Annotated in this window: 24 protein-coding genes; 11 read left to right on the top strand and 13 right to left on the bottom strand. The window is 52.7% G+C overall.

All coding sequences use genetic code 11. The annotated features are described in order from the left end of the window. The first annotated feature begins 26 nt into the window (after positions 1-26). The 3 genes from ACFPMF_RS05785 to ACFPMF_RS05775 are packed head-to-tail and all read left to right on the top strand — an operon-like array spanning position 27 to position 2,013. Positions 27-830 (top strand): exodeoxyribonuclease III, encoded by an 804-nt coding sequence (locus ACFPMF_RS05785; RefSeq protein WP_379842049.1) that lies wholly within the window; start codon positions 27-29, stop codon positions 828-830. Next, positions 827-1,495 carry a nicotinamide riboside transporter PnuC gene (gene pnuC, locus ACFPMF_RS05780; protein WP_379842046.1) on the top strand — a complete coding sequence of 223 codons (669 nt, stop codon included), beginning with the start codon at positions 827-829 and terminating at the stop codon, positions 1,493-1,495. Before ACFPMF_RS05785 ends, pnuC begins: the two co-directional genes overlap by 4 nt. Beyond that, entirely contained in the window at positions 1,492-2,013 is a 522-nt protein-coding gene (locus tag ACFPMF_RS05775; protein ID WP_379842044.1) for an AAA family ATPase, read from the top strand. The genes pnuC and ACFPMF_RS05775 overlap by 4 nt, the downstream gene beginning before the upstream one ends. Here ACFPMF_RS05775 and ACFPMF_RS05770 read toward each other — a convergent pair. Next, positions 2,005-2,619 (bottom strand): 3'-5' exonuclease, encoded by a 615-nt coding sequence (locus tag ACFPMF_RS05770; protein ID WP_379842042.1) that lies wholly within the window; start codon positions 2,617-2,619, stop codon positions 2,005-2,007. The genes ACFPMF_RS05775 and ACFPMF_RS05770 overlap by 9 nt on opposite strands. A gap of 158 nt (positions 2,620-2,777) precedes the next feature. Between ACFPMF_RS05770 and fumC the strand changes: the two genes are divergently transcribed. Next, positions 2,778-4,181, top strand: coding sequence for a class II fumarate hydratase (fumC, locus tag ACFPMF_RS05765; RefSeq protein WP_379842040.1), 1,404 nt, complete (start codon positions 2,778-2,780; stop codon positions 4,179-4,181). A gap of 119 nt (positions 4,182-4,300) precedes the next feature. Beyond that, on the top strand, positions 4,301-5,167 hold the full coding sequence (locus ACFPMF_RS05760) for a glycerophosphodiester phosphodiesterase family protein (RefSeq protein ID WP_379842038.1): 867 nt from the start codon (positions 4,301-4,303) through the stop codon (positions 5,165-5,167). Between the two features lie 80 nt (positions 5,168-5,247). Here the strand turns inward: ACFPMF_RS05760 and ACFPMF_RS05755 are convergent, their stop codons facing one another. The 3 genes from ACFPMF_RS05755 to ACFPMF_RS05745 all read right to left on the bottom strand — a co-directional run bounded on the left by ACFPMF_RS05755 (position 5,248) and on the right by ACFPMF_RS05745 (position 8,626). Continuing rightward, complete coding sequence (locus tag ACFPMF_RS05755; RefSeq protein WP_379842036.1) at positions 5,248-6,843, bottom strand: GNAT family N-acetyltransferase; 1,596 nt, start codon at positions 6,841-6,843, stop codon at positions 5,248-5,250. An 88-nt stretch (positions 6,844-6,931) separates the two neighbouring features. Beyond that, a complete protein-coding gene (locus ACFPMF_RS05750; RefSeq protein WP_379842034.1) occupies positions 6,932-7,963 on the bottom strand; it encodes a threonine aldolase family protein in 1,032 nt (343 codons plus the stop codon). Between the two features lie 126 nt (positions 7,964-8,089). Further along, positions 8,090-8,626, bottom strand: coding sequence for an outer membrane beta-barrel protein (locus tag ACFPMF_RS05745; RefSeq protein WP_379842032.1), 537 nt, complete (start codon positions 8,624-8,626; stop codon positions 8,090-8,092). 219 nt (positions 8,627-8,845) lie between these two features. Between ACFPMF_RS05745 and ACFPMF_RS05740 the strand changes: the two genes are divergently transcribed. Next, the gene (locus ACFPMF_RS05740; RefSeq protein WP_379842030.1) at positions 8,846-9,718 is read left to right on the top strand and encodes a sterol desaturase family protein; all 873 of its coding nucleotides are present in this window, start codon (positions 8,846-8,848) and stop codon (positions 9,716-9,718) included. A gap of 70 nt (positions 9,719-9,788) precedes the next feature. Here ACFPMF_RS05740 and ACFPMF_RS05735 read toward each other — a convergent pair whose 3' ends face one another. After that, positions 9,789-10,100: an N-acetyltransferase gene (locus ACFPMF_RS05735; RefSeq protein WP_379842028.1), complete on the bottom strand. Its 312-nt coding sequence runs from the start codon at positions 10,098-10,100 to the stop codon at positions 9,789-9,791. 331 nt (positions 10,101-10,431) lie between these two features. Between ACFPMF_RS05735 and ACFPMF_RS05730 the strand changes: the two genes are divergently transcribed. Next, positions 10,432-11,148: a membrane or secreted protein gene (locus ACFPMF_RS05730; RefSeq protein WP_379842026.1), complete on the top strand. Its 717-nt coding sequence runs from the start codon at positions 10,432-10,434 to the stop codon at positions 11,146-11,148. A gap of 35 nt (positions 11,149-11,183) precedes the next feature. Beyond that, on the top strand, positions 11,184-12,263 hold the full coding sequence (locus ACFPMF_RS05725) for a dipeptidase (protein WP_379842024.1): 1,080 nt from the start codon (positions 11,184-11,186) through the stop codon (positions 12,261-12,263). Between the two features lie 12 nt (positions 12,264-12,275). On the opposite strand, the gene ACFPMF_RS05720 is transcribed toward ACFPMF_RS05725, so the two are convergent. Beyond that, positions 12,276-12,845, bottom strand: coding sequence for a DUF4126 domain-containing protein (locus ACFPMF_RS05720; protein WP_379842022.1), 570 nt, complete (start codon positions 12,843-12,845; stop codon positions 12,276-12,278). Positions 12,846-12,970: 125 nt separating this feature from the next. On the opposite strand from ACFPMF_RS05720, the gene ACFPMF_RS05715 reads away from it, so the two are divergent. Beyond that, positions 12,971-14,731: an ABC transporter ATP-binding protein gene (locus ACFPMF_RS05715; RefSeq protein ID WP_379842020.1), complete on the top strand. Its 1,761-nt coding sequence runs from the start codon at positions 12,971-12,973 to the stop codon at positions 14,729-14,731. Between the two features lie 94 nt (positions 14,732-14,825). Here the strand turns inward: ACFPMF_RS05715 and ACFPMF_RS05710 are convergent, their stop codons facing one another. The 6 genes from ACFPMF_RS05710 to ACFPMF_RS05685 all read right to left on the bottom strand — a co-directional run bounded on the left by ACFPMF_RS05710 (position 14,826) and on the right by ACFPMF_RS05685 (position 20,540). After that, positions 14,826-15,095, bottom strand: a complete 270-nt coding sequence (locus tag ACFPMF_RS05710) for a hypothetical protein (protein ID WP_379842018.1) — start codon at positions 15,093-15,095, stop codon at positions 14,826-14,828. A 108-nt stretch (positions 15,096-15,203) separates the two neighbouring features. After that, the gene (locus ACFPMF_RS05705) at positions 15,204-17,765 is read right to left on the bottom strand and encodes a penicillin-binding protein 1A (RefSeq protein WP_379842016.1); all 2,562 of its coding nucleotides are present in this window, start codon (positions 17,763-17,765) and stop codon (positions 15,204-15,206) included. A gap of 233 nt (positions 17,766-17,998) precedes the next feature. Continuing rightward, positions 17,999-18,487 carry a peptide-methionine (R)-S-oxide reductase MsrB gene (msrB, locus tag ACFPMF_RS05700; protein ID WP_379842014.1) on the bottom strand — a complete coding sequence of 163 codons (489 nt, stop codon included), beginning with the start codon at positions 18,485-18,487 and terminating at the stop codon, positions 17,999-18,001. 193 nt (positions 18,488-18,680) lie between these two features. After that, positions 18,681-19,553, bottom strand: a complete 873-nt coding sequence (locus ACFPMF_RS05695) for an anti-sigma factor (protein ID WP_379842012.1) — start codon at positions 19,551-19,553, stop codon at positions 18,681-18,683. Next, on the bottom strand, positions 19,553-20,098 hold the full coding sequence (locus ACFPMF_RS05690; protein WP_379842010.1) for an RNA polymerase sigma factor: 546 nt from the start codon (positions 20,096-20,098) through the stop codon (positions 19,553-19,555). Before ACFPMF_RS05690 ends, ACFPMF_RS05695 begins: the two co-directional genes overlap by 1 nt. Positions 20,099-20,261: 163 nt before the next feature. Further along, entirely contained in the window at positions 20,262-20,540 is a 279-nt protein-coding gene (locus tag ACFPMF_RS05685) for a hypothetical protein (RefSeq protein ID WP_379842008.1), read from the bottom strand. A 135-nt stretch (positions 20,541-20,675) separates the two neighbouring features. Between ACFPMF_RS05685 and lysA the strand changes: the two genes are divergently transcribed. Both lysA and ACFPMF_RS05675 read left to right on the top strand, forming a co-directional pair. Beyond that, positions 20,676-21,935: a diaminopimelate decarboxylase gene (gene lysA / locus ACFPMF_RS05680; protein ID WP_379842006.1), complete on the top strand. Its 1,260-nt coding sequence runs from the start codon at positions 20,676-20,678 to the stop codon at positions 21,933-21,935. 77 nt (positions 21,936-22,012) lie between these two features. Further along, a complete protein-coding gene (locus tag ACFPMF_RS05675) occupies positions 22,013-22,726 on the top strand; it encodes a YebC/PmpR family DNA-binding transcriptional regulator (protein ID WP_379842004.1) in 714 nt (237 codons plus the stop codon). A 15-nt stretch (positions 22,727-22,741) separates the two neighbouring features. On the opposite strand, the gene ACFPMF_RS05670 is transcribed toward ACFPMF_RS05675, so the two are convergent. Continuing rightward, positions 22,742-22,981: a hypothetical protein gene (locus ACFPMF_RS05670; protein WP_379842002.1), complete on the bottom strand. Its 240-nt coding sequence runs from the start codon at positions 22,979-22,981 to the stop codon at positions 22,742-22,744. Between the last annotated feature and the right edge of the window lie 191 nt (positions 22,982-23,172).

Raw genomic sequence — 23,172 nt, 5'->3', positions numbered from 1 at the left:
CGTTGGCTTTCGAACTGGCTGATTCAATGGAACACGCAATTACTCCGGTACCGTCCGGCGAAACGGTTAAAATTCTGACCTACAACGTCAACGGTATCCGGTCGGCGCTGAACAAAGGGTTGATCGACTGGTTGACGAAAAACCCGTTCGACATCCTATGTTTTCAGGAAGTGAAAGCCACGCACGACGTGGTGGACCTGCTGCCGTTTGAGGCCCTGGGCTACCGTTATCACTGGCACGCGGCCGAGAAGAAAGGCTATAGCGGGGTGGCCACGTTCTCCAAATTACCGCCCGACCACGTGGTGCTGGGCTGTGGCATTCCGGCCTACGACTGCGAAGGCCGGATTCTGCGCACCGATTTTGGCGACCTGACGCTGCTGAACTGCTATTTTCCGTCGGGGACGACCGGCGAAGTGCGGCAAACCGTTAAAATGCAGTTTCTGGACGACTTTTTCGAGTACGTCCGGGAACTGCGCCAAACCCGTCCGAACGTGATTGTGGTTGGCGATTACAACATTGCGCATACGCCCATCGACATTCACGATCCGGTGCGCAACAAAAACACGACGGGTTTTCTGCCGGAAGAACGGGCCTGGATGACCAAGTGGTTCGACAGCGGTTTTATCGATTCGTTTCGGTACAAAAACCCGGACCAGGTTGCCTACAGCTGGTGGAGTTACCGGGCCGGAGCGCGCACGAACAACAAAGGCTGGCGCATTGATTATATTTCCGTCAGCGACTGTTGCCGGGACCGTATTGTGGCTTCCGGGCACCTGCCTGATGCCATTCATTCCGACCACGGGCCGGTTTGGCTGGAGTTCAAACGATGAGGGATTTCTTCGATATTGATTCGATCTTTTTTACGGTGCTCGGTTACCCGATGAGCTACCTCGAATTCGTCGGGACCGTTGTTGGGGCGCTGGCAACCTGGTGGTCGTCGCGGGCCAACATCTGGAGCTGGCCCGCCGGTCTGATCAGCGTGACGACGTTTTTCTTCATGTTTTATCAGGTGCAGCTCTACCCGGATATGTTCCTGCAAATTTTCTTCTTCATCACGAACGGGATCGGCTGGTGGCAGTGGACGCACCCGAAAACCGGCGAAGAGGATCAGAAAAGCGAGTTGAAAATCAGTCAGTTGTCGCGTCAGCAATTCGGGCTAATTCTCATCGCCGGCGGGCTGGCAACGGTTTTGTTCGGAAGCATTGCCGGGAATCTGCACGAGTGGTTTCCGATTCTGTTCAATAAGCCCAGCGCCTTCCCGTATCTGGATTCGTTCACGTCGGTGATGAGCATTGTGGCCACGTTTCTGCTGATTCGGAAGAAAGTGGAAACCTGGTACGTCTGGCTGCTGGTCGATGCCATTAGCGCCTATATGTATTTCGTGAAAGGGCTGAAAGTCGTCGGCATCGAATACGCGGCTTATTGCATTATTGCCATCCTGGGCGCGTATCACTTCACCCGGGAATACCGGAGTTATAACCAGCCCGCCGTATGATGGGAGACATCAAGTTGATCTGTCTGTACGGTCCCGAAAGTGTTGGGAAAACGACGCTGGCGGAACAGCTGGCCGCGCATTACCAAACGGTTTTTGTGCACGAGGTGGCCCGGGACATGATTACGACCAATGCCGCCCTGACGCTGGACGATTACGTCCGGATTGGCCACGCCCAGACTGAAACCGTCCTGAAAGCCGTTCCCCGGGCAAATCGCCTGCTGATTTGTGATACGGACGTGGTGACAACCGCCCTGTATTCCGAAGTTTACCTGAACGACGTCCCGCCGGTGCTGGCCGAACTGGAAAAAGCCGTGCCGTACGACCTCTATTTCCTGCTGAACATCGACGTGCCCTGGGTGGCCGACGGTTTGCGCGATCTGGGCCACCGCCGGGAGGAAATCTACGGGCGATTCAAAACCGCCCTCGAAAACCGTGGTATCCCGTACGTCGATGTATCGGGCACCTGGGCCGAGCGCTGGGCGACGGTCACCGCCGAGATTGACCGGCTGTTAAGCTAATTTCAGCGAATCCGCCAGCTTGAAAACTTCTTTCAGGCACTGCGCCGTCAATATCGCATCTTCCAGCGCATTGTGGTGTTCCGATTCCCGTTCGAAACCGAAATGGCCCGCGATGTCTTTCAAACTGAGTCGTTGAGGAACCGGTTTGCCGTTTTTCTTCAAAATCCGGAACGAGAAATACGCCAGCGTATGCAGATCGACCAGCGTACGCGAGTAGGGCCACTTGAGCTTTTCCAGCCGGTAGGCTTCCTTCAGAAAGTTGATGTCGTTGATGACGCTCTGGCCGCAGATGATGACGTCGCGCAGGTAGGGCGTGTTGTCGGTGGTTTGCTGGGTTTTTCGGATGTTCAGCTTCTCCATAATCCATTCCTCCATTTCCGGCAGCACGTCGTAGATCATCGGCGCATCCTCCAGATCGGCCAGCGAGAGGTTGTGGATTTTTTCGGACGAACTGGAAAACGCTTCTTCATTTTCGGGGTACACATTTGTCAGGTAGCGGCCCCGCTCGATCCAGTTATCATCGAACAGAACAGCACCCACCTGAATAATTTCATTCCAATCCGGTTCGGGGCCGGTCATTTCAAGGTCAAGAACAAGAAAGGGCATAACGGTTTTTGAGTAAATAAAGTCAACATTGGGTAACGGTGCGACAAATATATCATTTTGTTATCCACCATTCGGGCCTGTACCCTACCTTTGCCACCGGAAGGGCCGGTTGAACCCGTCGGCTCTCTTGTCTTAAGTCTAACATCTTTAGTCTCACGATGGAATACCGTATTGAAAAAGACACAATGGGCCAGGTACAGGTACCGGCTCACGTGTATTGGGGCGCCCAGACCCAGCGTTCGATTGAAAACTTTAAAATTGCGCAAGACATCAATAAAATGCCCCGCGAGATCATCCGGGCATTCGCATACCTGAAAAAAGCGGCCGCGCTGACCAACCTCGATGCGGGCGTACTGCCGCAGGAAAAAAGCGACCTGATCGGGCGGGTGTGCGACGAAATTCTGGAAGGCAAGCTGGACGATCAGTTTCCGCTGGTGGTGTGGCAAACCGGCTCCGGCACGCAGTCGAACATGAACGTCAACGAAGTCGTGGCGTATCGTGGTCATGTGTTGCAGGGCGGCCAGCTAACCGACGAAAAGAAGGCCCTGCACCCGAACGATGACGTGAACAAATCGCAGTCGTCGAACGATACGTTCCCGACGGCCATGCACATTGCGGCTTACAAAATTCTCGTTGAAGTAACCATTCCGGGCATTGAGAAACTGCGGGATACGCTGGATGCGAAGGCGAAAGAATTCAAGAACGTCGTGAAAATCGGCCGGACGCACTTCATGGATGCGACACCCTTGACGGTTGGGCAGGAGTTTTCGGGTTATGTGTCCCAACTGAACCACGGTCTGAAAGCGATCAAGAATACACTGGCGCACCTGAGCGAGCTGGCCCTGGGTGGTACCGCCGTCGGAACCGGTATTAACACGCCCCCGAATTATTCCGAAAACGTGGCCAAGCACATTGCCGACCTGACGGGCCTGCCGTTTGTGACCGCCGAAAACAAGTTTGAAGCCCTGGCGGCTCACGATGCCATTGTGGAATCGCACGGTGCGCTGAAAACCGTAGCGGCCAGCCTGATGAAAATCGGGAACGATATCCGGATGCTGTCGTCGGGCCCGCGCGCGGGTATTGGCGAACTGTTTATCCCCGACAACGAACCGGGCTCGTCGATCATGCCGGGCAAAGTGAACCCGACGCAGTGTGAAGCCATGACAATGGTAGCCGCGCAGGTGATGGGTAATGATGTCGCGATCAACTTCGGCGGGGCGATGGGCCACTTCGAACTGAACGTGTTCAAACCGGTGATGATTTACAACTTCCTGCATTCGGCCCGGCTGATCGGTGATGTGTGTGTGTCGTTCAATGACAAATGCGCCGAAGGCATCCGCCCGATTGAGGAAAATATCACGAAGCATGTCAATAACTCGCTGATGCTGGTGACGGCCCTGAACACCAAAATTGGGTACTACAAAGCCGCCGAAATTGCCCAGACCGCCCACCGCGAAGGCAGCACGCTCAAGGAAACCGCCATTAAACTCGGCTACCTCACCGAAGAACAATTCAATGAATGGGTAAAACCGGAAGCCATGGTAGGCGACATTAACGTCTAGCGTAACGACAGATGGACTTTAGTCTGTTCAACCTTTGACTTCTCGAGTCACTGGATTAAGCCGTGCCAGATTGTGAAAAATGGCACGGCTTGCTTTTGCAACTAACCCACTTCACCAACATGAAACGTTTTTTAGTACTGGGCCTAACCACGGCCCTGCTGGCTGGTTGTGCGCCCAAAACCGTCATCAACACCTACCGGGTTCCGGCGGGTGGATTATCCACTTTTTTTAGCTATAAACCGGGAAGAACGCCTATGATCAGCTTTCACCGGGGCGGGGGCGACATCAAAGGGTATCCCGAAAACTGCATTGAATCCTTCGCTTATGCGGCCAGTAAGCTGCCGGTGATCATTGAGTGCGACATTGACCTGACCCGCGACAGTGTGCTGGTGATGATGCACGACCAGACGCTGGACCGGACCACAACCGGCACCGGCAAGCTCATCGAGAAAACCTACGACGAGATTCGGCCATACCGGCTGGAAGATAATTTCGGCAATGTTACCAAATTCAGCGTTCCGACGCTGGAGCAGGTGTTGCGCTGGGGAAAAGGCAAAGTGATTTATACGCTGGATGTGAAGAAAAATGTGCCGTTTGCCAAGGTTGTCGAGATGATTCGGCGGACGGGGGCGGCCGATTATTCGGTGGTCATCACCTACAACGCGAGGCAAGCCGCCGAAGTGTACCGCCTGGATCCGAACCTGATGCTGTCCGTCACCATCATGAAGGAAGAAGATTACCAGCGGCTGCACGATCTAGGCATTCCCGACCGCAATATGGTAGCGTTTGTCGGGGTGAAAGAACCCAGGCCTGAATTGTACCGGTTTCTGCACGCCAAAGGTATTTCCTGCATTCTGGGAACGCTGGGGAATCTCGACAAACACGCCATTGCCCGGGGGGATCAGGTCTATAAGACGTTTGCCCAAAACGGCGCCGACATCATGTCAACCGACCGGCCGATTGAGGTCTATCAGGCCGTGAAATAAAGCGGGTAGCTTTGAAAAGGATTCCATAAAAAAACCGTCACTTCACAAAGCGACGGTTTTTTCTGGCAAACGGTTAAGACTTATTGTACCACAATAACCGGCGGCATGGTTTTCTGCTCCTCCTCGTTCGAAAGCTCCTTTTTCTTTTCGGCTTTCGTGCGGGCGTTCCGCTTGACGGTTACATCGTAGAGGTCAGTCCGGCGGTCTTTCATAATCTGAACGGAACCGTGTTCGTGCAGTTCTTTCAGCAACGACAAATCGACGTCGGTCAGCAGCACCATTTCCGTATTGGGGGTTGATTCGGCTTTGATGGCGTTGTTGGGAAACTGGAAATCGGAGGGCGTGAAAACCGCCGATTGCGCGTAATGAATGTCCATGTTGGCCACGCGCGGCAGGTTGCCGACGCAGCCCGAAATAGCCACGTAACATTCATTTTCAATGGCCCGCGCCATCGCGCAATGCCGAACGCGGGTGTAGCCGTTCTGCGTGTCGGTCAGGAAGGGCACGAACAGAATCTGCATGCCCTGTTCGGCCAGAATCCGGCCCAGTTCCGGGAATTCAACGTCGTAACAGATCAACAATCCAATTTTGCCGCAGTCGGTATCGAAGGCCCGGATTTCATTACCACCCACCATACCGTAGTGCCGGACTTCGTTGGGCGTAATGTGAATTTTTCGATATTCTTCGTGTGAACCATCCCGGCGGCAGAGGTAGGCGACGTTATACAATTTTCCATCGTCCATCAGGGGCATACTGCCGCCCACGATGTTGACATTGTACGAAATAGCCAGTTCAGACAGCCGTTGCCGAACTTCCTGCGTGACGTCGGCCAGCTTGCGGATAGCCGCCGGTTCCGGTAAATCGTTGTAATCCGCCATCAAGGGCGTATTGAAAAATTCCGGGAGTACCAGAAAATCGGCTTTGTAATCACTGACGGTGTCGGCGAAAAATTCAACCTGCTCCAGCAGGGCCTGCATGTTCGGGAAATGCCGCATCTGCCATTGCACCACGCCCAGCCGGATGATGGAGTCGGTATGCGGTTTTTTCTTCTTTTCGTCGACGTAATAGATGTTGTTCCACTCGAGCAGCGTCGCGTATTCCAGCGATTCGCTGTCGCCGGGCAGATAACCGCGCAATACTTTCTTGACGTGGAAATCGTTCGAAAGCTGGAAGGTGAGTGTCGGGTCGTAAATTTCCTTCTGCTTCACCTTGGTGATGTATTCGCGGGGCGACATTTCACCGGCGTATTTGCTATAGTTCGGAATCCGGCCGCCCGCCATAATTCCCTTCAGGTTCAGCGACTCGCAGAGTTCTTTCCGGGCGTCGTACAGCCGCCGGCCCAGCCGCAGATCCCGGTATTCGGGATGAACGAACAATTCAATACCGTATAGCCAGTTCCCCTTCGGATTGTGCGTATCGAAGGTATAACCGCCGGTAATTTCCTCGTAGGTATGACTATCGCCAAAATCGCTGTATTTAACCCGGATCGCCAGCGCACAGGCCACCACTTTGCCGTCGATTTCCACGCAGAACTGGCCTTCCGGGAAGATTTTCAGCAATTTATCGATGAGATTCTTTTCCCAATAATCCCCGCCAATGCCGCTATAGACCTCAATCATGGCCTCTTTCAGGTCGGCGTAATCGGACTTCTGTAGTGTTCTGGTTTGAATGTGCATGGTATGTATTGAAACTGTTACACAGAGTTAATCAGAGAACATCAGGGGGTATCAGGTAAATACGCTGATCAACTCTGGTGTTCTCTGATTAACTCTGTGTAATAACCCCTTCTTTAATTTTTAATGCCAATTGCTCTAGCTGTTCGTCCGTAAAATCCAGGTGGGTGACAAACCGGACGAGGTGCTTGCCAAAAGTAACAGCCAGAATGCCTTTCTCAGCCAATAACGCAACATAATCAGCCGCTAAGATGTTCGGACTCAGTCGAAAAATAACAATGTTGGTATCGACCGGAAAAACCGCTTCTATTTCGGGTAAGTCGAGCAGCAGTTGCCCGATTCTGCGGGCGCGGGCGTGGTCGAGTTTTAGCCGGTTGACGTGATGATCGAGGGCGTAAATTCCCGCAGCCGCCAGATAACCGGCCTGCCGCCAGCCCCCGCCCATGAGTTTGCGAAAGCGACGCGCCTGTTTGATGAAATCCGTTTTTCCCAGCAACAACGACCCGACCGGGCACCCCAGGCCCTTCGACAGACAGATACTGATCGAATCAAACAACGGGCCGTAGGCCGCCGGGCTGTCGCCGGTTTCGATCAGGGCGTTGAACAGGCGGGCACCGTCGAGGTGCAGCAATAACCCGTGTTCGTCGCAGACGGTCCGGATCGCGGCAATTTCCGGAATCGTATAGTAACAGCCGCCCCCTTTGTTGACGGTATTTTCGAGGCAGACCAGGCGCGTGATCGGTTTGTGCAGATCGTCGGGCTGAATGTGTTCGCGGACGAGTTCGGGCGTCAGTTTCCCCCGTTCGCCCTGCGCCAGACTCACCGACGCCAGCGCGTTGACGGCAATGCCTCCGCCTTCGTACAGGTAAACATGGGATAACTGGTCGCAGATCACATCGTCGCCGGGGCGGGTGTGCGTCCGAATGGCCAGTTGGTTGGTCATGGTGCCCGAGGGGCAGAAAAGGGCCGCTTCCATGCCAAACAGCCGGGCGGCTTTTTCTTCCAGGGCTAAAACCGTGGGATCGTCCCCCAATACATCGTCGCCCACTTCTGCGTTGAACATAGCCTCCAGCATGGCTGGCGTCGGCCTGGTAACCGTATCGCTTCGTAAGTCAATTCGCATAAAATTTGTTGAAGAAATGGAAAGCCACAAAGGTCGCAAAGAAAACAAAAAAGCCGTCCCCTAAAAAGGAGACGGCTTTCTAAACAGTAACAACAAATACTACTCTACTCTCACTTAAGCCTTATGTCAAAAGTTTTTGGAAATGCCAAATCCGGCGCCACTTCCAAAATTGAAATCAACGTTCGTAATACTGGCTGAAGCTCCTTTCGGTTTTTGGGAGGAGAAACTCAACCCGCCGAAGCTGAAGTTCAGGGCAAAACCATTTTTCATATTAACACCAATTGCCGGGAAGAAAGTGCCCCCGAACCCACTGGTTTTCACATCACCGGTTTTTCCGGACAGGGCAGTGGCGTTAAATTGTCCATAAACGGCAAAAATATCGGAAAGAGGCACCGCATAGCGGATAAACGGCCCAACGCCCAGAGTTGACGATTTCGTGCCGTTTTTCCAGCTTTGGGACGACAGGGTCAAACCGGCGGTCCAGTGATCGTTGAACTGGTAGCCGACGGCGGGCGAGACGGTGAAACTACTGGTTTTTACGCCGGTCGCTGATTTCTGGGAGGTGGCGGCAATGGAACCGTATATCAGTACCGTTCCGCTCTGGGCATAAACGCCGATGACTGTTAGGGCTGACATCAGCAGACTCATCATTAACTTTTTCATTTTCTTAGCTGGTTGTAGATTTTCTGCTTCGTTTTGAAGCGTTTCCCTTGAGACGTTGAAACTTTTAAAAGTTACATTTCGAGGAGGAAATCGGGTTAAACGGTTTTTTGGTCATATTTACGGATTGTTTTAGGGGACAGCTACGCCCTGTCGTGGTGGGTCGTCGCTTGATGCGTTTGCCGGAAACCGGTATCTTTAGCATAGCTTTCAGACAGATCGATGGATAATCTGATTCATTACGCAATCCCGGCTTTTGTAATTCTGCTGCTGGCGGAAGTCATCATTAATGCCATTCACCAGCACGATTATTACGAAACGAAGGATACGATTAGTAGCCTGTCCATGGGGATCGGGAACGTGATAATCGGCCTGGTGGGCAAACTCGTGGTGTTTGGTGCCTATTCGCTTGGGTATGAATACCGGTTTTTTACGGTCGATCTGACGAATGGATGGGCCTGGCTGTTGTTGTTTCTGGCCGACGACTTCAGCTACTACTGGTTTCACCGGATTAGTCACAGCAGCCGGTATTTCTGGGCGTCACACGTGGTGCATCATTCCTCGCAGAAATACAACCTGAGCACGGCCTTGCGGCAAACCTGGACCGGCAACCTGAGCGGGGCGTTTATTTTCTGGATCTGGATGCCCTTATTCGGGTTTCATCCGGTAGCCATCATGACCATGCAGGCCATCAGTTTACTGTATCAGTTCTGGATTCATACCGAATATATTCACCGGTTTCCGGCAGGGATCGAAGCGGTTTTTAACACGCCCTCCCACCACCGTGTTCACCACGGTTCCGATCTGAAGTACCTGGACAAAAACCACGGCGGCATACTGATCATCTGGGATCGGCTGTTCGGGACGTTTCAGGTGGAAGAGGAGCGGCCCACCTACGGACTAACCAAAAACATTGACACCCACAATCCCATCCGAATTGCCTTCCACGAATGGGTGGACATCGGTCGGGATGTGATCCGGGCGGGCTCGGTGCGCAACGCCGTTCATTACCTGTTTGGTCCTCCGGGCTGGAGCCACGACGGTTCCCGAAAAACAACCCGGCAACTGCGCAAGGCCTCTGCTGGGTCGAAATAGTGGGTCGTAAAAAAAGATCAGGTTTGGAAATTTAGCGGAAATGATCAGGAAAAGGACGTAGCCGAAACCGTTATTTCATCTTGATCCGGTATTCCGGATTGAGTAAATGGAGATATTCGGTATGCTGCTTGAGATAAGCCGCCAAAAGTGTGCAGAGGGGAATGATCGTGAGTCGGTGCTTCTCGATGTATTCCAACATCCCACTGAACAATAACGAATCAACGCCGTTATGAACCAGATTCGGATGAAGTTTGGTGCGTGTCAGGACCAGCGTCTGGTCATCTTTCGGAAAATATGTGATAAACGATAGTTTTCCTTCCATTTCAAGCTCGAAACGGTTTTCTGCACGGTTGATGGAAACGGCCATTTCCTGAAGTATCATGACGAGGAGTTTTGTGGTTTTGTACGAGGGTAACTGTGCTGTGCGAAAAATGTTTTGACTTGGCGGCAATTTGTGAGAAAAAAAATCCCGTTTGTCGAAAAAGGAGCGGAATGCCCCCAAAATGGTGGCCGGAAAGGCCGGTTTTCGGGCCAGGGAACCGCACAAAAACTCAGCACCTTACCGCCTGTTTTTATACTTTTCCTCCCGTCCCTGATCGACTTTCAGGAAATTTGCGGGCGGGAATCGCCGTTTTTCATTTTGGGTAGTTATTTCGTGTATATTTCCCAAAACGGACTTTTATTCTGAAAGACGAACTAAATCCTAACCAGCTATGAAAAGAAAATCGTTGCTTCTGCTTTTAGTAACGGCCTGGATTGCTACGGCATCGCGTCAGGCGGCTCCCTCGCTCGCCGGGGCCTGGCGATTGGTCGATAGCAGTGGGCCGTCGGTCGTTTTTGTTCTTTCGGAAGGCTACATGATGGGGGCATTTTACGAGCCGAACAAGTACCTCGGCGCGCAGGGCGGAACCTATCAAACCAATGGAAAACAGTTGAAAATTACCCTGGAATTTAATACGGAGGATAGTACGCAGGTTGGTAATTCCCAAACGCTTACCATCGAATCGCTCAAAAACAACCGGCTGGTGCTGAGTAGCCCTTCCGGAACGGATACCTATGAACGTTTTGATCAGCCAGCGGCCCAGACGCCCCTGGCCGGTCTCTGGCGGATTACGGGAAACATTGCCGATACCGGCGAAATCCGCCGACGCCCGCGTACAGCCCGGAAAACCCTGAAACTACTGACCGGCACCCGGTTTCAGTGGGCGGCCATTAACCCCGAGACCAAACAGTTCATGGGTACCGGCGGAGGTACCTACACCTTCAAGGATGGAAAATACACCGAAACCATCGAATTCTTTTCCCGCGATAACAGCCGGGTCGGGCGGTCGCTGCCCTTCGACGCGGAGCTGAAAGGCGAGGACTGGCTACACCGGGGCCAAAGTTCGACCGGTGGGAAGGTGAGTGAAGTCTGGAACCGGGAAAAATAACACTTGGAGTTTGATAGAGTTGAACGTCGCCTGCTATGTTTTTAATTGATGCCCACCTGGATATTTCCCTGAACGCCCTCGAATGGAACCGCGATTACCGGCTGTCTGCCCACGAAATCCGGGCGCAGGAAGCGGGAATGACCGACAAGATTGATCGCGGAAGAGGAACGGTTTCGCTGCCCGATCTTCGGCGCGGGGAAATTGGGCTGGTGGTGGCCACCCAGATTGCGCGGTTTAACCAGACGAACGGTAACCTGCCCGGAGCGGGCTGGAATTCGCCCCACCAGGCCTGGGCCATGACGCAGGCGCAGCGGGCCTGGTACGAAGCCATGCAGGATGCGGGCGAAATGATTCAGATCCGGGATCGGGCGGGTCTGGAGCAACACCTGGCATTGTGGCTCGACCCAACCGTCGCCCATGACCAGAAACCGGTCGGCTACATCCTGAGCCTGGAAGGGGCGGATTCGCTGGTTGACCTGTCGTACCTGGAAAAAGCCTACGCTTACGGTTTACGGGCATTGGGACCGGCGCACTACAGCACCGGGCGGTATGCGCCCGGCACCGGTTTATCGGGCCCGTTGACCGCGCTGGGGCGTGAGCTGGTGCGGGAAATGGACCGGCTGGGCATTATTCTGGATGTGACGCACCTGACGGACGAGGGGTTTTCGGAAGCACTTTCGTTATATAAAGGACCGGTTTGGGCCAGCCATCATAATTGCCGGACGCTGGCTCCGCACCAGCGTCAACTTTCCGACGACCAGATTCGGCAGCTGGCCGAACGGGGCGCGGTCATTGGCGGCTGTTTCGATGCCTGGATGATGAAACCCGGTTTTACGCAGCGGACGAGCAATCCGGCCGATTTCGGGATTTCCATTGAAACCATTATCGATCATTACGATCACATCTGCCAGCTAACTGGCAGTAGTCAGCATATCGCCATTGGCAGCGATCTGGATGGCACCTACGGCACGGAGCAATCGCCCACCGACCTGGACACGATTGCCGATTTGCAGAAACTCACGGGATTGCTGGCGAAGCGGGGCTATTCGCCGGCGGATATTGAAAATGTTTTTTACAAAAACTGGCTGCGGTTTTTGCGCAACGCCTGGCCGTAAACCGGACGGTTTTCAGGCCCGCTGCCGGGGTGGGTTTTTCCGGGAAAGCATCAGGCGGATAAAAAAGACAAGAATCACAAAAATCAGAAAAGCCGCCAGAACCGGAAGCAAAACCGCCAGCAACGATAACCCGAAAGAGGCAATGTTCTCGGCGCTGGCGACAACCGGATTGCCCAGACCTCCGGTCGTTGCGGTCGAACCAATCCGTAACAGACTGGTCCCGGCCTGAATCAAACCGGCGGTGCCGCCCCCGGCGATAAGGCCCAAACCCCATTTCAGCATCGGAATGTCAATTTCGACAAACGAGGTGGTCAGGATCGTTCCGGCCACAAAGGCAATGGGGGTAGCCACGGTGTCGAAGGCATTATCGAGCCAGGGAATGTAGTACGCGCCGATTTCGAGGAGTGTGGCCGTTGCCAGCACAAAGAACGCCGTCCAGCTGCTCAGCCATTCAAAACCGGGGCCCACGGATATCCAGCCCAGTTTCAGCGCCAGACAGGCCACCAGCATCGGAACGAAAATCCGGAATCCGCAACACGCACTCAAGGCAATTCCCAGACAAAGACTCATCAGCCATTCCATAAGGAAGTAAGAAGTAAGAGTGAAGAGTTGTAAAGTAAACGAAGTTTTTAACTCTTAATTCTTCACTCTAAACTCTTAACGCAATATTTCTGTTACATCGAAAACCTTCCAACCAGCGTGCCTCTGTGAATACCGAAACTAAGAGTGGTCAGATTTTTGACTGGATTACCCTGCGACGGCTTTATGCGTTTGTAAAACCGTATCAACTTCATTTTTACGGACTCATTTTCATTATCCTGCTGAGTGCGGTTCTGGCTCCGCTGGGCCCGCTGCTCATTCGGTATACCATCGATTCCAAAATTGGCACCGGCGATTATGCCGGTCTGACCACCATGCTGATGATCATGATCGCGGTGCTGGTCATGCAGGGCATTATTCAGTTTTTCAATACCTATCTTTCCGGCTGGCTGGGGCAACACATTATTCGTGATATCCGCGTCCAGCTGTACGAGAAAGTCCTGCAACTCCGGCTGAAATTCTTCGATAATACGCCCATCGGCCGGTTGGTGACCCGCACCATTTCCGACGTGGAAACCCTGGCCGATGTGTTCAGCGAAGGAATGGCGGCCATTGTGGGCGATATTCTGCAACTGGTGCTGATCATTGCCGTTATGTTTTATACCGACTGGCGGTTGTCGGCCATCAGCTTGTCGATGATTCCGTTGATGTTACTGAGTACCTACATTTTTAAAGAGAAAATCAAGGTATCGTTCAACGAGGTGCGGACGGCCGTTGCCAACCTGAACTCGTTTGTGCAGGAACACATCACCGGCATGAACATCGTGCAGATTTTTGGCAGTGAGAAAATTGAAGCCGGGAAATTCAGACAGATCAACAACGAACACCGGAAAGCCAACATTCGCTCGATCTGGTATTATTCGGTATATTACCCGGTGGCCGATATTCTGTCGGCAGCCGCAACGGGACTGGTGGTCTGGTACGGAGCCAAAGAGATTCTGAATCAGGAAATTACGTACGGGACGGTGACGGCGTTCATTATGTTCATCAACCTGTTTTTTCGCCCCATCCGGATGCTGGCTGACCGGTTTAACACCCTGCAAATGGGGATTGTCAGCACCGATCGGATTTTGAAATTACTGGATAGCGACGATTTTACGCCGAATACCGGCACCTTCGAGCCCGCCCGTATTCGGGGTGACGTTGAGTTTAAGAACGTCTGGTTTGCCTATAATGACGATAATTACGTCCTGAAAGACATTAGTTTTTCGGTCAAGGAGGGCGAAACCGTCGCTTTTGTGGGAGCCACCGGCGCGGGGAAATCTTCGATTATCAATTTGCTAAGCCGGTTTTACGATATTAATCAGGGCGAAATCCGGATCGATGGGGTGGAGGTGCACGATTATAAACTGGAGGCCTTGCGCCGGAGTATCGGCGTGGTCTTACAGGATGTTTTCCTGTTTTCAGATACTATTGAAAATAATATTACGCTGGGCAATAAATCCATCAGCCGGGAACGTATTATTGAAGCCGCCAAGCTGGTGGGCGTTCACGAATTCATTGAGCGGTTGCCGGGCGGTTACGATTATAACGTGATGGAACGCGGTTCGACGCTGTCGGTCGGGCAGCGGCAGTTGATTTCGTTTGTCCGGGCCATGGTGCATAACCCGCGCATCATGGTGCTGGACGAAGCCACCTCGTCGGTCGATACCGAAACCGAGGGACTGATTCAGGGGGCGATTGGCAAACTGATGAAAGGGCGAACCGCCATTGTCATTGCCCACCGGTTGTCGACGATTCGGGAAGCCAGCAAAATCATTGTGGTCGATAAAGGGCAGATTGTCGAGCAGGGCACGCACGAAGAACTGCTTCAACGGGATGGCACCTACGCCAATCTCTACCGGATGCAGTATAAAGAGACGGTTTAAAGGAGTTAAGAATTATGAGTTAAGAGTGATGACGGGGCCGCCCGGCGGTTGGCTGACGCACGTTAACTCTTAACTCATCACTCTTAACTCTTACCTATTTTTTGGGTTCTGCCCCCAGCAGGGCGTAAGCGATCTTTTCGTTTAGATTTTCGTCACTGGCCGGATCATCGGTTTGTTGCGACGGAATCCGGCCGACAGCGTTGGCATTCGTTTCCAACCCGGTTTCGTCGGCGCTGGAATCCGGTCCGGTTTGGTCAATAATTTCCTCATCTGCATTCGGATCGTTGTCCATCCCCGAGGGAATAGCCTGCAAAGGTGCCGTGTCCTTCACCGGATGGAGGTTCGGATTTTGGGAGGGTGTCATGAGTCTGCGTTGATGGTATGTAGTGATAACCACCGGGATGCGGGGGTTGTTTCCGGAAACCGGAAACAAAAAGGTCAACCCGCTAAGGCTGACCTGAATGCGTGAAGGTTACTGAGTCCGCGTACTATCGGGCGGTTCTACCTGCTCAGGAGCCGCCGGTACGATAAAGAGCGAATCCGTCGGTATTTCAACATCCAGTGAATCCGATTCCATGTCGTCCTCTTCCGGATCGCCCCCTGGGCAACCCAGGTAGTCTTTCGTGATTTTGACCGTCGGCTTGTCGAATGGACCCTGGTACAGTTTCAGGGATTTATCGCGGTATACTTTCTCCAGAAACCGACCCACGAGTGGCAGGGCGGTTTTGGCACCTTCACCCATGTCCGTGGTTCGGAAGTGAATACTTCGGTCGTCGCCACCGACCCAGGCTCCCACCACCAGGTCGCGGGTAACGCCCATAAACCAGCCGTCGGAGTTGTTGGAGGTTGTTCCGGTTTTGCCACCCACCTGATTCCGGTTTTTGAACAGATCATACGACCACAGATTCTGGGACGTTCCGCCCGATTCTTCCAGGCCACCCCGCAGCATGTGTAACATCAGGAAGGCCGACTCGGGACGAATCGCCTGTTTCTTTTCCGGTACAAATTCTTCAATGAGTTTCCCTTCCCGGTCTTCAATCCGCGTGACAATAATCGGTTCGGTATGAATGCCGTTATTGGCGAATGTGCAGTAAGCGGCCACCATTTCGTAAAGGGACACGTCTGACGATCCCAAGCCGATCGAAGGCACGGCCGCCAGCGGACTCTTGATGCCGATGCGGTGGGCGTATTCAACCACCCGCTGGGGAGTTGCCACGTCGTTGGTTAACTGGGCAGTAACCGAATTAATCGACCGTGCCATGGCCCGCCGGAGCGTCATGTTGGAATAGGAGAAAGTACCGGTTGAGTTGCGGGGAGCCCAATAGTCCTGTTGCCCTTTTTCGTTGATGTACTCCTTGCGGAAGGGCTCATCGCGCCGACGGTCGCAGGGGCCGAGGTTGATGGTCGAATCGTCGATCACTGTGGCATAGACGAACGGCTTGAAGGTTGAACCGGGCTGTCGTTTTCCCTGTTTGACGTGGTCGTACTTGAAAAATTCGTAGTCGATGCCGCCCACCCAGGTCCGGATAAAACCGGTATGGGGGTCCATGGCAACCAGACCGGCCTGCAAAAAATGTTTGTAGTAGGCGATGGAATCCATGGGGGTCATGTATTTTTTCTGCGGACCATTCCAGGAAAAAACCGTCATACTGTCTTTTTTCACTTTCATGTAGTACCGGATCGAATCGGGCTGATTGGGGTACTTTTGGAGTAACGCCTTGTAGCGCTCGGTTCGCTGGGCCACTTTGTCCAGAAAATCCGGGATTTCCTTACCATCTTCATCGGTCCAGGGATTCCGGCCTGCCCAGTGGTTATCGAAAATCCGTTGCAACTGCTTCATTTTCTCGGCCATGGCTTCTTCGGCCAGCGCCTGCATCCGGGAGTCAACGGTCGTATAGATGCGTAAACCGTCGGTGTAGAGGTCATACCCGTTTTCTTCCCCCCATTTTTTTACGACATCGACCACCGCATTCTTGAAATAATTGGCGGGGCCGGAATACGGATTGTCGGGGCTAAACCGGGTAACGAGCGGCAATTTGCTGATGGAGTCGGCCTGGGATTGCGTCAGAAAACCGTATTTTGCCATCTGCGAAATGACCACATTCCGGCGGTTTCGCGACTTGGTAAAGTTTCGTTTGATCAGCGGATTATACGTTGTCGTCGCCTTCTGTAGCCCGACCAGAACGGCGGCTTCCTGCACGTTCAGGCTGTCGGGTGATTTGCTGAAATACGTCCGGGCTGCGGTTTTGATTCCGTACGCATTGCTGCCAAAATCCACCGTGTTGAAATACATCGTCAGGATCTGCTCCTTCGAAAAATTCCGTTCCAGTTTAATGGCCATCAGCCACTCCTTGGTTTTCAGAATGACCGTCCGGATCAGCGGAACATTGTACAACAGACCCCGCGATTGACGGCGCCGGGTTTTAAAGAGGTTTTTGGCCAGTTGCTGCGTGATCGTACTGCCTCCCCCGGCGCTGTTGCCGGTCAGGACGCCGTATGCGGCCCGGCCCAGACTGCGGGTGTCGATCCCGGAATGCTCGTAAAACCGCACGTCTTCCGTAGCAATCAGGGCATTAATGAGTGGGGCGGGCAGGTCCTCGTAGTTGATCGGCGTCCGGTTTTCGGTGAAAAAACGGCCGATCATCACGTTGTCGTAGGAGTAAATTTCCGACGATTGGGAAACTTTGGGATTATTCAATTCCTCCACGCTGGGCATTTCGCCCGTCAGGTACAGGAAGTTGGTTTCCAGGATCAGGATATAAAAAAGCGCCAGAACAAAACCGTAAATGAGTACTTTGGCCGTATGGTAGAAAATCCGGAATCCCAGCGACCGGCTGGCGAAGCGGGCGCTGAGCCAGTTCCGGTACCGTTGCCGCGTGGTTCGGTAGGAACCGGTCAGTGAATCGACACGCTCTTTTCCAAAAAGCCCCGACATCAGGCGGTAGATTAGTTGCCGAAATCGTGCTTTCAGCAAACTGAAAAAGCCAGTGATGCCTTGCCAAAGGGTACGAAGCTGCCCCCAGAGTTTACTCATACCAGGTGTTTTGTCAGTTAAAAGTTGTTCGGCGAATCCGGATTTCTACCGAAATAATCGGCGACAAGCCGGGACGTTCGTCGGGCCTGAAAATACAAATGAATGCACGTACGCAAAAAAGACGGATTGCTCAATCCGTCCTTCAAGCAAATATAACGGAAATTTAGACGATATAATATGATAAAAGCCAGCCCGGCACCCGGGCTGGCTTAAAACCAGCGAGTTAGGTTTACTTATTTCTTCTCGAACGTCAGGGCTGCGCCGTTTATGCAATACCGAAGACCGGTTGGTTTGGGGCCATCGTCGAAAACGTGCCCGAGATGGCCACCACAAACGGCACATTCCACTTCGGTTCGGATCATTCCGTGGCTGCGATCACTTTTCTCCGCCACATTGTCTTTCGAAAAGGGCTGGTAAAAGCTCGGCCAGCCGGTTCCGGATTCAAATTTGTTCTCGGACCTGAAAACCGGCGTCTTGCAGGCGGCACACTTGAAAACACCTTTGTCGTGATTATCGACCAGCGGGCTCGTAAAGGGCCGTTCGGTGCCCTGCTGCCGCAAAATGTAAAACTGCTGCGGGCTTAAAATCTTCTTCCATTCCGCTTCGGTTTTCACCACTTTAGGCGGTCTGTTATCATCGGCGACCTTGGTCAGGGAGATGGAGGCAACGGAGACGGTGAGCACCAGCCCACACAAGGCTCCGAAAAAAAGATTGTGGTTCATGGGGAGTTAACAAATAATTTCGGGGGATAGTTTGTCCTGAAAAACGCCACGAAAGCAGCCGAAGGTGTCTTTTCGGACCGAATCGATCCGGCGGTTTTTACGGTGCCAGCAGGATCAAAACCGTAGGAATGACGCCATTCGACGTTCCAAAGGGTGGTTTTGACGGCCCCCCGTGCGTTCGTTATCCGGAAGGCTATGAATTAACATTGCCCACCACCACCATCGCCGATAGGGTGGGGGTTGGGTTTCCTCCGCGTCGTTCCAGGGTAATGGCAAACGCATGGACCCGCAGAAATTTATGAGTTTGATGAACCAGTTTAACCCCTTCTTCCAGCTCGAAAACGCCGGCATCGACGGGTTTCCCATCTACGATCGCCCAGAGCTGGTACTGCTGGGTTTCCGCTGGTTGGGAAAGGGAGTCGATTTCAAGACTAACCTGACCGGTAGACGTATTCCAATATACGGTTGCCAGGTTTGTCGTGGTGCTATCCGCCGGATTCAGGCGAATCACGCGGGTACCCGGTTCTTTCAGAATCGCCAGCAACTGGTCCGACTGCGCCTGGCGGGCGCGAAACTCCCGGACTTCATTCATGAGCTGCTCGTTGGCGGTGCGTAGCGAACTCAGTGTTTGCTGGCTTGACTGGAGCTGGGAATACAGGAAATAGGCAAAAACCAGGACGATTAAGCCCAGGGAGGCTGCCACCATCCAGGTAATCCGGTAGGTGGGTCTGGAATTCTTAAACTCATCGTCGGCATACAAAGGCTGAACGACTGCGTCCGCGGGTTCATCGATGGGGTCAAGAAAGGCTTTTGGTGCTTCGGCGGTTTCGGGGTGTGCACCGCCAAATTCAAGCTCGTTCAGTAACCGGGCTTTTACTTCCGATGGAGGATCACGGCGTAACGTTTCGGCATACTGTTCCAGCGCGACCGAGAGCTTGTCCAACTCCTGCCGGATTTCGGGGTAGATACTCGACAGGCACTCGACTTCCCGCTTCTCCTGCGGACTGACCGTACCAAGTACATACTCCTCCAGTATACCTGACTCGATGTATTCTTTCGTGTTCATCAGTCGAATAACTTCTTCAATTCCTGTAAAGCGGACCGAACCCGTGTCTTGACAGTACCGAGGGGCAAATTCAATTTTTCCGCTACTTCTTCATGGGTATATCCGTAAAAGTAGACCAGATCAATGACCATTTTGCGGTCAGGATTCAGTTGATTGACCTTATCGGGTAAATCAAGTGTATCGATGCCTGGTTGATACGTTTGCTGATGGAGATCAACACTATCTACGATTTCAGTACTGTTTTGGATTGATTGGCCCGAATGACGCGTCCGAACCGCGTCGATGGCCGTATTGCGGGCAATGTTAAGCAGCCAGGTAAATAACCGTCCTTTCTGAGCGTCATACGACGGAATATTGCGCCAGATTTTAACAAAGGAATCCTGTAAAACGTCACGCGCGGCTTCCTCGTCCCGTACTACTTTCAAAATTACGCCAAACAGAGCCGGTGAATACTGATCGTATAACAAGTGAAATGCCTGCTCCTCTCGCTGCTGGAGTTTACGCACCAGCACGTCTTCCGAAAATGGCAAGTTTGAACGCTTCAAGGTCGTGGAGATATTCAGTAACCAAAAGGGTCGAAGTAAAAATACGAATAAATTGATGTTGGCAAACATATTGCCTGCTAAATCACCTCTTTAGACAAAAAAAAGCTACTTCCGGGAGTAGAAAGTAGCTTAGGACGTTGTATTGGCGCATTTTTAGCGATCTTTAGGAGTCAGAAGGCTTCCTGGCTTTCACGGTTTTCGTGGTTTTTTTCTTCACCACCGTACTTTTTGACTGCACGGCCGAACCCCGCCGGGCGTTGCGGCTCGACTGGGTGCCTTTCACCAGTTTGCCTTTCAAAGAATCCATTCGGGCCGTGGGTTCGCCCTGCGGAAACGTTTCCGATGCCTGTTCGGGCGCATGGGCATTGGGCGACGGAGTTTGAGCCTGGGCCTGCACGGAACACCAGAGCAGTCCGGCGGCAAGAAGGGTTATCGTTTTCATGGTTTTTAGTGCGATGTCAGTATGATTTGAACCCGAAAACCGGCAAATTGTTTAAAACCGCACCGGAAGGTGGTTGCCGGAAGTGGCATAAATTTGCCTATATTTGCACCTCAAATTTGTGCTGAAATCCTGCTTATGCAGCTTGAACAAAACCGTTATCAAATCCAGGGCGTCAATGTGCTGGACATGGCCGAAGAATTTGGCCTCCCCTTATACGTTTACGATGCGGACAAAATTGCCGAGAAAATCGGGCAGCTTCAGGCGGCATTCCGTGGTGTGCCGTTAAAAATCAAGTACGCGGCCAAAGCCCTGACGAATGTTTCGATTCTGAAACTGATGCGCAGCCGGGGCATTGATATCGAAGTGGTTTCGACCAACGAAATCCGGCTGGCACTGCTGGCCGGTTTTGAACCGGGGCAGATCATGTATACGCCGAGCGGGGTGTCGTTTACCGAAATTCAGGAAGCCCTCGATCTGGGTGTTCGGCTGAATGTCGATAGTCTGCCGCTGTTGGAATGGATGGGGCAGCAGTATGGCGACCGGAAACCGGTCGGGATCCGGATCAACCCCCATATTTCGGAGGGGGGGAATGTGAAAATCCAGACCGGCCACATTGACTCCAAATTCGGGATTTCGATCGCGCAGCGGGACCAGATTCGCGCCCTTGTCGAGCAGTACAGCATCCCGATCATCGGGCTGCACATTCATACCGGCTCTGATTTTAAAAATGCCGATGCTTTCCTGAATGGCGCCGAAGTCCTGTTTGAACTGGCCAGTGATTACCCCAATCTGCAATTTCTCGATTTTGGCAGCGGTTTTAAAGTGGCCTACCGGGAAGGAGATCACAGCACCGATATTGTGGAACTGGGCCGGAAAGTAACCGTCGCGTTTCAGGATTTCTGCCATCAATACGGTCGTCAGCTGGAACTCTGGTTCGAGCCGGGCAAGTTTCTGGTCAGCGAAAGCGGGGTGTTGCTGGTCAATGTTAATATTGTCAAGGAAAACCCGGCCCGGACGTTCGTGGCGGTAGATTCCGGACTAAACCACCTGATTCGACCGATGATGTACGATGCGTACCACGAAATTGTGAACGTATCGAATCCGGCGGGCGAGCCGAAAACCTACAGTGTGGTGGGCTATATTTGCGAAACCGACACCCTGGGCTGGGACCGTTCCCTGAACGAAGTTCGCCCCGGCGATGTGCTGGCCCTGAAAAATGCCGGTGCCTACGGGTTCAGCATGAGCTCCAATTACAACTCCCGGTTCCGGCCCGCCGAAGTGCTGGTGTTTGACGGAAAACCGTACCTGATTCGTCGGCGGGAAACGTTCGACGACCTGATGCGGAATCAGATTGAAGTTGATTTTGAAGAAGAAATAAGTGTTAAAAACAATTAAGAGGTAGGAGTTATGAGTTATGAATTATTCGTCAGTGGTAATTCTTAACTCTTAACTTTTAACTCATCACTCTAACGATGGGACGCGCATTCGAATACCGGAAAGCCAGAAAGTTTAAGCGGTGGGGGATGATGGCTAAGACCTTCACAAAGATTGGAAAAGATATTGCCCTGGCTGTAAAAAGCGGTGGCCCCGATCCCAATTCGAACGGACGGCTGCGGGCGATTATTCAGAACGCCCGGGCGGCTAACATGCCGAAAGAAAACGTGGAACGGGCCATCAAGCGGGCCACGTCGAAAGAACAGGAAGATTTTAAGGAAATTACCTACGAAGGCTACGGCCCGCACGGAATTGCGATTGTGGTGGAAACCGCCACCGATAACATCAACCGGACGGTAGCGAACCTGCGGAGTTATTTCACCAAATGCGGGGGGGCGCTCGGCACCTCAGGGATGCTCGACTTTATGTTCGACCGCAAGTCGGTTTTTCGCATTCCGGCGGGAAACATTGATCTGGACGAGCTGGAACTGGAACTGATCGATTTCGGTGCCGACGAAATTTCATTGGACGAGGAAGCCGACCAGATCGTCATTTATGGCGAATTTACGGCCTTTGGGGCCATTCAGAAGCATTTGGAAGAAAGAGGCTTTGAATTGAAACAGGCCGAATTCGAACGCATTCCGAACGACATGAAAGAACTGAGCGAGGACGAAATGGCCGATGTCGAAAAGCTTCTGGAACGGATTGAAGAGGACGAGGATGTGCTGAACGTATTCCACAACATGCGGTAATTGGGGTTTCCCCGATTACCGCATTCTTGCTAATAATTCCTGCCGGGTTGGCCGCCCCCGATCCACTTCATAGGCCAACCCTTCCAGATCTAGGGCATCGACAAAATGCCGGTACTGTTCCCGTTCGACTTCGAAAAGACACAGATTGTGGAACGGTTCGTTGAAAATTTCTACTTCGGTCAAAACCGCCTTTTTTTGGAGCGCCTGATACTGGTCGTTGGTCAACTCACTCTGCCGAACACTGAAATACCACATACGTTACCGAAAAATAATTGCCACAAAGGTATATACGGAAGCCCGAAATGCACGAATGAACGGGCGGTTTTGCAATGGGCCGCCACCGGAACCCCGCCGGTGGGCGATCGTCTGCCGTTAAATAAATAGAAAAATTTTGCCGGTTTTTATTTTTGTACATTCCTGCCCGCCCTACGCCCGCCGGGGCACAG

It is taken from the genome of Larkinella bovis (assembly GCF_042655385.1).
Taxonomy (GTDB): domain Bacteria; phylum Bacteroidota; class Bacteroidia; order Cytophagales; family Spirosomataceae; genus Larkinella; species Larkinella bovis.
Note: the sequence above shows the minus strand (reverse complement) of the source record. Positions and strands in the feature narration are given on the sequence as shown.